This window comes from Acidaminococcus sp. CAG:542 (assembly GCF_000437815.1).
Taxonomy (GTDB): domain Bacteria; phylum Bacillota; class Negativicutes; order Acidaminococcales; family Acidaminococcaceae; genus Acidaminococcus.
Genome location: NZ_FR902031.1, coordinates 1 through 11,701, shown reverse-complemented (window position 1 = coordinate 11,701; position 11,701 = coordinate 1). Strand labels below are relative to the sequence as shown.

Annotated in this window: 11 protein-coding genes; 10 read left to right on the top strand and 1 reads right to left on the bottom strand. The window is 58.6% G+C overall.

Features of this window, described 5'->3' with window-relative positions; all coding sequences use genetic code 11:
• Nucleotides 1-78 precede the first annotated feature (78 nt).
• Nucleotides 79-300 carry a DUF1858 domain-containing protein gene (locus QVO43_RS01830; protein ID WP_022486910.1) on the bottom strand — a complete coding sequence of 74 codons (222 nt, stop codon included), beginning with the start codon at nt 298-300 and terminating at the stop codon, nt 79-81.
• A 468-nt stretch (nt 301-768) separates the two neighbouring features.
• Between QVO43_RS01830 and mraZ the strand changes: the two genes are divergently transcribed.
• From mraZ to QVO43_RS01780, 10 genes are all read left to right on the top strand, one after another.
• Nucleotides 769-1,188, top strand: coding sequence for a division/cell wall cluster transcriptional repressor MraZ (gene mraZ / locus QVO43_RS01825; RefSeq protein WP_288174324.1), 420 nt, complete (start codon nt 769-771; stop codon nt 1,186-1,188).
• A gap of 214 nt (nt 1,189-1,402) precedes the next feature.
• Complete coding sequence (gene rsmH, locus QVO43_RS01820) at nt 1,403-2,332, top strand: 16S rRNA (cytosine(1402)-N(4))-methyltransferase RsmH (RefSeq protein WP_022486908.1); 930 nt, start codon at nt 1,403-1,405, stop codon at nt 2,330-2,332.
• Between the two features lie 28 nt (nt 2,333-2,360).
• Nucleotides 2,361-2,777 (top strand): septum formation initiator, encoded by a 417-nt coding sequence (locus tag QVO43_RS01815; RefSeq protein ID WP_022486907.1) that lies wholly within the window; start codon nt 2,361-2,363, stop codon nt 2,775-2,777.
• A gap of 118 nt (nt 2,778-2,895) precedes the next feature.
• Entirely contained in the window at nt 2,896-4,389 is a 1,494-nt protein-coding gene (locus tag QVO43_RS01810) for a UDP-N-acetylmuramoyl-L-alanyl-D-glutamate--2,6-diaminopimelate ligase (RefSeq protein ID WP_022486906.1), read from the top strand.
• Nucleotides 4,382-5,764, top strand: a complete 1,383-nt coding sequence (locus QVO43_RS01805) for a UDP-N-acetylmuramoyl-tripeptide--D-alanyl-D-alanine ligase (protein WP_022486905.1) — start codon at nt 4,382-4,384, stop codon at nt 5,762-5,764. The genes QVO43_RS01810 and QVO43_RS01805 overlap by 8 nt, the downstream gene beginning before the upstream one ends.
• Complete coding sequence (mraY, locus tag QVO43_RS01800; protein WP_022486904.1) at nt 5,758-6,720, top strand: phospho-N-acetylmuramoyl-pentapeptide-transferase; 963 nt, start codon at nt 5,758-5,760, stop codon at nt 6,718-6,720. Before QVO43_RS01805 ends, mraY begins: the two co-directional genes overlap by 7 nt.
• Nucleotides 6,721-6,796: 76 nt before the next feature.
• Nucleotides 6,797-8,170: a UDP-N-acetylmuramoyl-L-alanine--D-glutamate ligase gene (gene murD, locus QVO43_RS01795; RefSeq protein ID WP_022486903.1), complete on the top strand. Its 1,374-nt coding sequence runs from the start codon at nt 6,797-6,799 to the stop codon at nt 8,168-8,170.
• Nucleotides 8,167-9,276, top strand: coding sequence for an undecaprenyldiphospho-muramoylpentapeptide beta-N-acetylglucosaminyltransferase (gene murG / locus QVO43_RS01790; RefSeq protein WP_022486902.1), 1,110 nt, complete (start codon nt 8,167-8,169; stop codon nt 9,274-9,276). Before murD ends, murG begins: the two co-directional genes overlap by 4 nt.
• A 13-nt stretch (nt 9,277-9,289) precedes the next feature.
• Complete coding sequence (gene murC / locus QVO43_RS01785; protein ID WP_022486901.1) at nt 9,290-10,675, top strand: UDP-N-acetylmuramate--L-alanine ligase; 1,386 nt, start codon at nt 9,290-9,292, stop codon at nt 10,673-10,675.
• Nucleotides 10,676-10,677: 2 nt separating this feature from the next.
• On the top strand, nt 10,678-11,610 hold the full coding sequence (locus tag QVO43_RS01780) for a D-alanine--D-alanine ligase family protein (RefSeq protein WP_022486900.1): 933 nt from the start codon (nt 10,678-10,680) through the stop codon (nt 11,608-11,610).
• Nucleotides 11,611-11,701: the final 91 nt, after the last annotated feature.

Genomic DNA, 11,701 nt, shown 5'->3' with positions numbered 1-11,701 from the left:
GGGTGTGAAAAAATTCACACCCCCGGTCACTGACCAGTGACAAAAAAGGGGCTGTCCGGAAGGACAGCCCCTTTTTCCTTATTTCTTTTCTTCCCCTTCAACTTCTGCAATGCAGTCGTTGATGTCGGCGATCAGGGCATCTACGTCGATGCCGTGGGCAGCGGCGCCCTGGCCGATGGTTTCGAAGTTGGCGGCCATGCAGCCGATGCAGCCCAGACCATACTGCATAAAAATGTTGACGATTTCAGGGTGCATCTGCACCGTTTCAATAATGCTGGAATCAGCAGTAACCTTTTCCATCTGAATCCTCCTCAATTACATTTAATGGGTATGATTTATTATACCATAGTCTGTCAAGGAACAATATGGCTAACGCAATGGCTAACGCATAACCCAGGCGCGGAATATGCACCCATCTACTTTGTCAGCAGCGGATTTTGACTGTGACATGTACGTCCTTGTACTATGTCCCAGTCAAAATCCGCTGCTTTCGCGTATCTGGGTACATCTTCCGCGCCTGGAAGGAATGGACTGGCTCATGCCATCCAGACTCGTGAATTTCGACCCATCTTCCGCGCCTGGCGGGAAATGGGGGCGGGCGGCCGGGCCTGCCGCCCCTACGGACCCGTGAGCGACCTAACCACCTGACCCTGCCCTCCGGGTGTCTTGACCGGTTTTTCATTGCTTTTTCATGGAAAACATTCTATAATGGGGAAAAGTGGTGGAAAGTGGCGAATTTTTTTGGGAAGGGTGGGATGGCCGATGCTGATGGGCGAATTTGAACATGCGCTGGACAGCAAGGGCCGTCTGTTCGTCCCGGCAAAGATGCGGGAGAACCTGGGCCCTTCCTTTGTTGTTACCAAAGGAGTGGACGGCTGTTTGGACGTGTACCCTCTGGAAGCCTGGGAAAAACTGAAGAACAGCTTTGCCCAGAAAATGATGCCCAAGCAGAAGATGCGGGATGTGTCCCGGTTCATTTTCGGCGGCGCCTGTGAGGTGGAGCCGGACAAACAGGGTCGGATCCTGCTGCCTGCCAACCTGCGGACCTATGCCCGGATCGGGGAAACGGCCCTGATCGTGGGGGTGGGGAGCAAGGCGGAAATCTGGGATGCCCAGCGCTATGCGGATTACACCAAGGCCGTGGAAAGCGATGTGGCGGAACTGATCGAAGAATTGGATTTTGAATAAAAGCGGTCAACGGCCGATGGATGCCAAACGCTGAAGGAATTTGGCCTGCTTGGAAACGCAGCTGGCGCTGCTAACCCACCACCAGCCTGACGGCTGGTCCCCCGCCCTTGAAAAGGGCGGATATAAATGGGGGACAGCCATGTTCGGCTTGCCCCCCTTGAAAAGGGCGGATAGGCAGGTATGCATGGCAAGAATGAATAGATTGGGGTTTGTCATGGAATTTGTCCATAAAAGTGTATTATTGGAAGAAAGTGTCCGGTGGGTGGTCACGGATCCCAAGGGGATCTATGTGGACTGCACGCTGGGCGGGGCCGGCCATTCCCACCGGATTACGGAACTGCTGGACCCGGAGGGGATGCTGATCGGCATCGACCAGGACGAGGACGCCATTGCAGCAGCCACCGAGCGGCTGAAGGACGCCCCGTGCCAGGTAAAGATCGTCCACAACAATTTCCGGAACCTGGATGCCATCCTGGAAGACCTGGGAATCCCCCAGGTGGACGGGATCCTGTTCGACCTGGGAGTGTCCTCCTATCAGCTGGATACCCCGGAGAGGGGGTTCTCCTACATGCATGACGGGCCTCTGGACATGCGGATGGACCAGGAGGCCAGCCTGACGGCGGAACAGGTGGTGAACCGGTACAAGGAAGACGACCTGGCCGGGATCATCTACAAATACGGGGAAGAACGGTGGGCCAAACGGATCGCCCAGTTCATTGTGGCAGCCCGGAAGGATCATCCCATCCGGACCACCGGGGAACTGGTCCACATCATCAAGGCGGCCATTCCCAAGGGGGCCCGTCAGGACGGACCCCATCCGGCCAAACGGACCTTCCAGGCCATCCGGATCGAAGTGAATGACGAACTGAAGATCCTGGATGCCACCATGGAAGCGGCGGTCCATCATCTGAAACCGGGGGGCCATATCGGGGTGATCACTTTCCATTCTCTGGAAGACCGGATCATCAAACAGGCCTTCAAACGGCTCCAGCGGGGATGCATCTGCCCGCCGGAACTGCCGGTGTGCGTCTGCGGACGGAAGCCGGAACTGAAAAAATTGAAGGAATTCACTCCCAGCGAAGGGGAGCTGGCGGAAAATCCCAGAGCCAGAAGCGCCCGGCTGCGGGGGGCCGTGAAGATCTGAAACAACAAACCAACGAAGGAGAGGCAGCATGGATACCAGGAAAAACAGCCGACCCATGGAGTGGCCGTCTCAGAAATACTATACCTACGGTTCTGCAGCCGTGCAGGAAGAGGAGACTCCTGCGCCTTCCCGTCCCCGGCAGCGGCAGCAGACGTCCAAACCGAAAAAAACCGTAAAGAAGGAAAATATTGTGCTGCGTCGGGTTGCATTTTATGCCTGTTTGGTATTATCATTAATATTCGTGAATGTGGCTCTCAGTCAGCTGTTCTTCGCCCGTTCTGACGATCTGGTAAAGCTCAAGGCCGTGGAGGCCCAGTGCCTGGACGAGAACGAGACCCTGAAAATCGACGTGGAACGGCTCCGGAGCCCGGAGCGGATCACCAGCATAGCCGAAAAGAAACTGGGCATGCAGACCGCCCGGAGCAACATTTATGTAAGAGAGTAGGCAGCGGAGCTGCCTTTGATTTGGGCAGCAGCCTGCCCGAACCGGGCCCGAAAGGCCCACATAGCCATTGGCAGACAGCCTGTTTTCCAGCTGTCTGCCAATCATAAGGGGGATCAACATGGAAAGAAAACTGCAGGATGTAATCAGACAGCTGCCTGGTGCCGTGGTTGCAGGGAATGGGGCAGATCGGACTGTTTGCGATTTGACCATCGATTCCCGGACCGCCGGTCCCGGCAGCCTTTTTATATGCATCAAAGGGGTCAACACCGATGGCCACAAATACATTGCCAAGGCCGCAGCCCAGGGCGCGGTGGCGGCCCTGACGGAAGCAGACACGGAAGTGCCGGAAGGGATGACGGTGATCCGGGTCCCCAGCACCCAGGAAGCGGTGAAGACCCTGGCACCCTGGTTCTACGACTGGCCTGCCCGGAAAATGCGGATGATCGGAGTCACCGGCACCAACGGGAAGACCACCACCACCAATATCCTCCGGACCCTTCTGACCCGGACCGGCCACAAGGTGGGGCTCATCGGCACCATCAACGTGATGATCGGTGACCAGGTCCGCACCAGCCACAACACCACCCCTGATGTGGTGGATCTGCAGAAAATGCTCTATGAAATGGTGGAAAGCCACTGTGACACCTGTGTCATGGAGGTTTCTTCCCATGCCCTGGCCCTGGACCGGGTGGCAGGGATTGAATATGATACGGCGGTCTTGACCAACATCACCCAGGACCATCTGGATTTCCACAAGACCATGGAAAACTACCGGGAAGCCAAGGCCCTGCTGTTCACCCGTCTCCATGAAGGGGTAAAGCCCAACAAGACGGCGGTGTTCAACAGCGATGACCCAAGCTCTGCCCTGATCATGCCCCGGGTGAAGACAAAGATCATGACCTACGGGAAGGGGAAGGACAACGATGTGTACCCCCTGACCTTCCACGTGGCCGCCACCCATATGGAACTGAACCTCCATACGCCGGTGGGAGAAATGGACCTGAAGCTCCACATTACCGGGGAATTCAACGTGTACAATGTAATGGGGTCCATTTGCGCCGCCATTGCAGAAGGCCTGACCCGGGAGGACATTATCCGGGGATTGGACGATTTCGCCGGGGTCCCCGGCCGGTTCCAGCTGATCCATGCAGGCCAGCCCTTTACGGTGGTGGTGGATTATGCCCACACCCCGGACGGCCTGGAAAACGTGCTGAAGACCGCCCGGCAGATCACCAAAGGGAAACTGTGGGTGATCTTCGGAGCCGGGGGAGACCGGGACCGGAAGAAACGGCCCATTATGGGACAGATTGCCCTCAGACTGGCGGATCTCATCATCGTTACCAGTGACAATCCCCGGAGTGAGGACCCGGAAGCCATAATCCGGGATATTGAAGAAGGACTGAAAGAAAATCCGGAAGGAAAAGAAATCCACAAGATCACCGACCGGCGGGAAGCCATCGACTATGCCATGGCCCATGCCAAACCGGAAGATGTGGTGATGATAGCGGGAAAAGGTCACGAAAATTACCAGATCCTGAAGGACCGGACCATCCATTTTGACGACGGAGAAGTGGTCCGTGACTTTTTCCAGAAGGGGAAGACCAATGCTTGATGCTGCTTTGCTGAAAAACGCCCTCCAGGTGCCCATGGCCTTTGAGGACGGAGAAGAGTTCACGGATGTTACCACGGACTCCCGGGCCATTGTGCCCGGGTGCCTGTTTGTGGCCCTGAAAGGGGAAAAATTCGACGGCCACCGGTTCGTGGCCCAGGCCCTGAAAGACGGGGCCCGGGGAGGGGTGGTCTCGGAAGTGCCGGAAGGGGTGCCGGCGGACCGGTGCATCCTGGTGCCGGATACCCTGGAAGCCTACCAGAAGATCGCCAGCCGGTACCGGCTGGACAAAAAGGGCCTGACGGTGATCGCCATTACCGGCAGCAACGGCAAGACCTCCACCAAGGACTGTATTGCTGCCGTGCTGGGAGAAAAATACCGGGTGATCAAGACCCAGGCCAACTTCAACAACGAAATCGGCCTGCCCAAGACCCTGCTCACCATCCGGGAGGATACGGAAATGGCTGTGGTGGAAATGGGCATGCGGGGCCTGGGACAGATCCGGGCCATGAAGCACATTGCCGTTCCCGATGCAGCGGTGATCACCAATGTGGGGGATACCCATCTGGAACTTTTGGGATCCCTGGAAAACATCGCCAAAGCCAAAAGTGAGATCCTGGAGGATTTTACGCCCCAAAACCATGCCTTTTTGAACGGGGATGATCCCCGGGTCAGCGTCATGAAAACGGGAGCCACGGTCCACACCTACGGCATCGACAGCGACGCAGACGTAAAGGCGGTGGAGATTTCCGCCGACGGTCTGGCCACCCGGTTCGTGTACCGGAGCCGGATCACCGGGAATACCCAGGAAGTGAAGCTGCCTCTGCTGGGACGGCACAATGTGATGAACGCCCTGGCTGCGGTGGCGGTAGGGGAAGTGTACGGCGTCCCTGACGAAGCCATCGCCCGGGGCCTGGAAAACCTGAAGATGACGGGCATGCGCCAGGAAATCCTCCATTTCGGCCCGGTGACGGTGATCAACGACGCCTACAACGCCAGTCCGGCTTCCATGGAAGTGGCGCTCCAGACCCTCCGGGATGTGGTGAAGAACCAGGGGAAAGGCCGGGCCGTTGCAGTGCTGGCGGATATGCTGGAACTGGGGGCCCATTCCCAGAGCGGCCATACCCAGGTGGGGGAATGGTGCGGAAAATACGGGGTGGAAGAACTGATCTGCTACGGACCGGAAAGCCGGTACACGGCGGAAGCGGCTGAAAAAGCCGGGGTTCCCGTCCACTATGTGGAAAACAAGGAGGCAGCGGCTCCCGTACTGGCCAATCTGGTCCGGCCCGACGATGTGGTGTTGCTGAAGGGCTCCCATGGGATGGAAGTCTTTTCCCTTATTGATACGGTGTTCCGGAAGGGGGCCAAAACATGCTGAGCGGTGTGGGCATCCTGGTCACTTCCTTTGTACTGACGGCCATTTTCGGCCGGTTCCTGCTGCCGCTGCTCCACAAATGGCATTTCGGCCAGAGCATCCGGGAATGCGGGCCCAAGGAACATCTGAAGAAAAACGGTACTCCCACCATGGGAGGCCTGATGATGATCGCCGCGGCCATTGTGGCTTCTCTGGTGTGGATCCCGCTGGATTCCCGGACCATTGTGGCCCTGTGGCTGTTTGTGGGATACGGTGTCATCGGGTTCATCGATGACGGCCTGAAGATCTTCTTCAAGCGGAATCTGGGGCTTACCTCCAAACAGAAGATGGCCCTCCAGATCCTGGTGGCGGCTGTCTACCTGCTGTATCCCGGAGACGTGACCGTATACAGCACCCGGATCTGGGTACCGGTGGTGAACGCCACTGTGGACCTGGGAGCCGGGTATTACCTGTTCCTGCTGCTGCTCCTGGTGGGCACCACCAATGCGGTGAACCTGACCGACGGCCTGGACGGACTGGCTTCCAGCGTAACCATTCCGGTGATGCTGGCTTTTGCCTATATCGGCTTTGCCAGCCATCTCCTGCCGGAAGCCCTGTTTGCCCTGTCCATTGTGGGCTGCTGCCTGGGCTTTCTCATTTACAACCATCACCCGGCCAAGTGCTTCATGGGGGACACCGGTTCCCTGGCTCTGGGCGGGGCGGTGGCTGCCGTGGCCATCGGGACCCATACGGAACTGCTCCTGGTGGTGATCGGGGGTATCTACGTGCTGGAAGCCCTGTCTGTAATGCTCCAGGTGGGGTATTTCAAAATGACCCACGGGAAGCGGATCTTCCGGATGGCTCCTCTCCATCACCATTTTGAACTGGGAGGCTGGAAGGAAGTCACTGTAGTGAAGCGGTTCTTCCTGGCCAGCTGCCTGTTCTCCCTGCTGGGGGTGGGGCTGTATCTGGCCAGGTAAAAGGTCACGGGTCTTGAGTCACGAGTCTCGAGACCCGGTCTGCTGAACGATAAACATAAACTTGGGGGGCATCATCATGGATGACAAAAAGAAAATCTTTGTGTACGGGGCCGGAATCAGCGGCCAGGGCGTTGCAGAAGTCCTGGCCCAGAAGGGCTCTGCCATAATCTTATACAACGATGACAAAAAGGACCTGGATCCGGCCTGGCTGAAGGCTTTTGAAGCCCGGGGCGGGGAATATGTCCAGGATACGGACCCGGAACCCTATCTGGAACAGTGCCATCTGTTCATTATCTCTCCCGGGATCCCCTTTACTACGGAAACGGTGAAGAAGGCCCGGGACCTGAAAATGGAAATCATCGCCGAAGCGGAAGAAGCCAGCCGGCTGTACAAAGGCCACTGGTGCGCCGTAACCGGCAGCAACGGGAAGACCACCACCACCACCCTTTTGGGAGAAATGCTGGCCACCCTGCCGGTGAAGACCACCGTAGCCGGGAACATCGGCTTTGCCCTCAGCAAGGAACTCCAGGACCTGGACGCAGATTCCTGGGTGGCGGCGGAACTGTCCAGCTTCCAGCTGGAAGGGACTACCAGCCTGGCCCCCGATGTGGCCTGCATTGTGAACATCACTCCGGACCATTTTGAACGGCACGGGGACATGGCCGGCTATGTGGCCGCCAAATCCAAGATCTTCGCCTTCCAGACTCCGGATCAGATCCTGATCCTCAACGCTGACGACCCGGTTTCCAGCAAACTGGGGGACAAGGCCAGAAGCCGGGTGGTCTGGTTCAGCACCCAGAAGGTACTGCCGGAAGGGGGCTTCATCGAAGACGGCTGGTTCACCCTGGCCCTGGACGGGAAGAAAGAAAAGATCTGCCAGGTGTCCGATCTCCAGATCTTCGGGGCCCACAACGAACAGGACGTGCTGGCGGCCTGCCTGTCCGCCCATTTCGCCGGAGTCACTCCGGAAAACATGGCCCGGGTGCTGAAAGCTTTCCGGGGGGTGGAACATCGGCTGGAATATGTGACCACCATCAACGGGGTGAAATACTACAACGATTCCAAGGCCACCAACACCGATTCCGCCATCAAGGCCCTGGAAGCCTTCAAGGACGGCCATGTGATCCTGCTGGCGGGAGGCCACGACAAAATGACCAGTCTGGATGACCTGATGGAAGCGGTAAAGGCCAAGACCGATGCCCTGATTCTTTTGGGAGAAGCCCGGCAGCGGTTCTGTGAAGCAGCCAAAAAACACGGAGTCCAGAACATCATCATGATCGACGGCACCTTTGAAGATGCAGTGCGGAAGGCTTATGCCATGGCCAAAGCCCCTCAGGTGGTGCTCCTGTCCCCGGCCTGCTCTTCCTATGACATGTTCGCCAACTTCCCGGAACGGGGCCGGGTATTCAAGCAGATCGTCCATGATCTGGCCAAGGAGGCAGAAGCGTGAAAGTTGTACTGTCCGGTGGGGGCACCGGCGGCCACATCTATCCGGCACTGACCATTGCCGGGGCGCTGCGGCGGCTGGACCCTGACTGTGAAATCACTTTTGTGGGGACCCGGAAAGGGCTGGAAAAGGACATCATCCCCCGGTACGGATATCCCCTGGAATTCATCAAAGTGGCAGGCTTTGAACGGCATCTGGGCCTGGGCACCCTGAAAAGCGCCGGGGAACTGCTCCTGGGGCTGAAGGAAGCCTACACCCTGCTGAACCGGATCGATCCGGACCTGGTGATCGGCACCGGGGGCTACGTGTGCGGCCCCATTCTGTTCTGGGCGGCCATGAAACGGGTGCCCACCTGCATCCAGGAACAGAACGCCATGCCCGGGGTCACCAACAAGATCCTGTCCCGGTTTGTGGACCGGGTGTTCCTGGGCTACAAAGAGGGAGCCAGGTATTTCGCCTCCCATGCCCAGAAAGTCTATACCGGCAATCCGGTGCGCCAGGAGATCCTGGATGCCAGCCGGGAAGAAGGCCTGAAGAAGTTCGGCCTGGATCCGGACAAGACCACTCTGCTGGCCTTCGGAGGCAGCCGGGGGGCCCGGACCATCAACCAGGCCATGGTGACTGTGGAGCAGCAGCTGGCCGGGAATCCCCGGATCCAGATCCTCCACGCCACCGGTACCGTAGGGTATGAAAAGCATGCGGAAGCCCTGGGAGACCAGGTACTCCATGCCGGGAACATCCATGTGGTGCCCTATCTCCACGATATGCCCCTGGCCCTGGCAGCGGCGGATCTGGCGGTTTCCCGGGCGGGAGCCATCGGGCTGGCGGAACTGATGGTGAAGGGAATCCCCTCCATCCTGGTTCCCTATCCCTATGCCACCGCCAACCACCAGGAATACAATGCCCGGGCCCTGGCGGCCAAAGGAGCGGCCCTGGTGGTGCTGGACAAGGACCTGAACGGGGACTGGCTGCTGGGAGAAGTGGAAAAACTGCTCCAGGAACCGGAACGGCTGGAGACCATGCACCGGAGCGCCCTGCGGTGCGCCATGCCCCAGGCGGCGGATGCCATTGCGGAACAGGCACTGGCACTGGCCGAAGGGAACAAATAGGAGGAAGAGACCATTGGTTGATCTGGATAAAATCAAAAACATACATTTCATCGGCATCGGGGGAGCGGGGATGAGTGCCCTGGCCTACGTGATGATCAAACGGGGGTACCATGTGTCCGGCTCCGATGCCAAACCCGGGTACATGGCCACCAAGCTGGCCAAGGAAGGGGCCCTGGTATTCATCGGCCACGCTGCCTGTCAGATCGAACGGGCGGAAGTGGTGGTGGTGTCCACTGCCATCCATCCTGACAACCCGGAACTGGTGGAAGCCCACCGGCGCCAGGTGCCGGTGATCCACCGGAGCGACGTGCTGGCGTATCTCATGAACAAGCACAAGGGGATTGCGGTGGCCGGGGCCCACGGGAAGACCACCACCAGCTCCATGCTCAGCTGCATCACCAGCGACTGCGGCCTGGATCCCACCATTGTGGTGGGGGGCATCGTAAACAACCTGGGGTCCAATGCGGCCAACGGCAAAAGCGACTATGTGGTGGCAGAAGCCGATGAAAGCGACGGCTCCTTCCTGAAGTTCAATCCCTACATTGCGGTGGTCACCAACATCGAAGACGACCACCTGGACCATTACGGCAGCCAGGAAAACATCCAGAAGGCCTTTGCTCAGTTCGTTTCCCAGATCAAGGACGAAGGCTGCGCCGTATTGTGCTATGACAACGACCGGGTGCGGACCATCGGGGAAGCCACGGACAAAAAGGTGATCAGCTATGGCATCGATAGCCAGGATGCAGATTACCAGGCCAGGAACATCATCTACGGCACGGACGGTACCCATTTCGATGTGGTGTACCAGGGAGAGACCATCGGTCAGGGCCATCTGATCATCCCCGGCCGGCACAATGTGCTCAATTCCCTGGGGGCCATTGCCGCTGCCCGGGAACTGGGACTGCCCCTGCCGGACATCCTGGCTTCCCTGGAAAAATTCAGCGGAGCCAAGCGCCGGTTCGAAACCAAGGGGAAAGTGGACGGCGTCTGGGTGGTGGACGACTATGCCCACCATCCCACGGAAATCATGGCCACGCTGAAGGCGGCCCGGCAGACCCATCCGGAACGGCTGATCGTGGTGTTCCAGCCTCATCGGTACACCCGTACCCAGCTGCTCCTGGACGAATTCGCCGTGGCATTTAAAGATGCGGACCGGCTGATCGTCACCGACATCTATGCAGCCAGTGAGGATCCCATTCCCGGGGTCACCGGAAAAATGCTGGCGGACAAGGTACGGACCACCACCGGTCAGGAAGTGGAATACATGGCTGACCAGCCCACCATCCTGGACCATCTGGAACATGAGGCCCAGAGCGGGGACCTGATCATGACCATCGGGGCCGGGGACATCTACAAACTGGGAGAACATCTGGTACAGGCACTGGAACGGAGGAACTGACAATGGATAAAAAAGATCGTGTGGCAGTGGTCATGGGCGGACCTTCCAAAGAACGGGAAGTGTCCCTGAATACCGGGAACGCCATCCTGAATGCCCTGAAGGAAAAAGGCTATGATGCAGTGGCCATCGACCTGGATCCGGAACACATCGTGGACCAGCTGAAGGCCTCCGGCGCCAAGGTGGTGTTCAACGCCGTCCACGGGCTCTACGGGGAAGACGGCCGGCTCCAGGGCATCCTGGAAATGCTGGGGATCCCCTATACGGGCAGCGGAGTACTGGCCAGCGCCCTGGCCATGGACAAGGTGTACACCAAGCATCTGTTCCAGAACAACCATGTGCCTACCGCCAAATGCATCTTTCTGGACGAGAAGCGGGACCAGGACCCCAAGGACCGGATCCTGAAGGAAATCGGCATCCCCTGTGTGGTAAAACCGGCCACCCAGGGCTCCAGCATCGGGGTAGTGATCGTAAAGGATGAAAAGCAGCTGGATGATGCCCTGCAGGAAGCCTTCCAGTACGGGGACCGTGTGCTGTGCGAAGCCTTCTTCACCGGCAAGGAAGTGGCCGCCGGGGTGATGATGGAAGAAGACGGCCGGGCCATCCCCATGCCGCTGGTGCTCATCGAACCCCATGTGAACTTCTACGATTTCCACAACAAGTACACCAAAGGGGCCACCACCTACACCTGCCCGGCTCCCTTTGATGAAGCAACCACCAAGCGGCTCCAGAAGATCGCCGTGGCCGCTTACGAAGCCCTGGGCTGCAGCGGTGTGGCCCGGACGGACCTGATGCTGGCGGACAACGGGGACTGCATCGCCCTGGAAGTGAACACCATCCCCGGGATGACTGCCACCAGCCTGATCCCCAAGGCCGCTGCCGCCATGGGTATTTCCTTCCCGGATCTGTGTGAAAAGATCCTGAAGACGGCCCACTGACATGAAACGGCCCAATTGGTTCCAGCCCAAGATCGGCCGGAAGCGGCCGGAAAGCCGGCAGCCAGGGCAGGAAAGGACCCGGCGGCTGAGC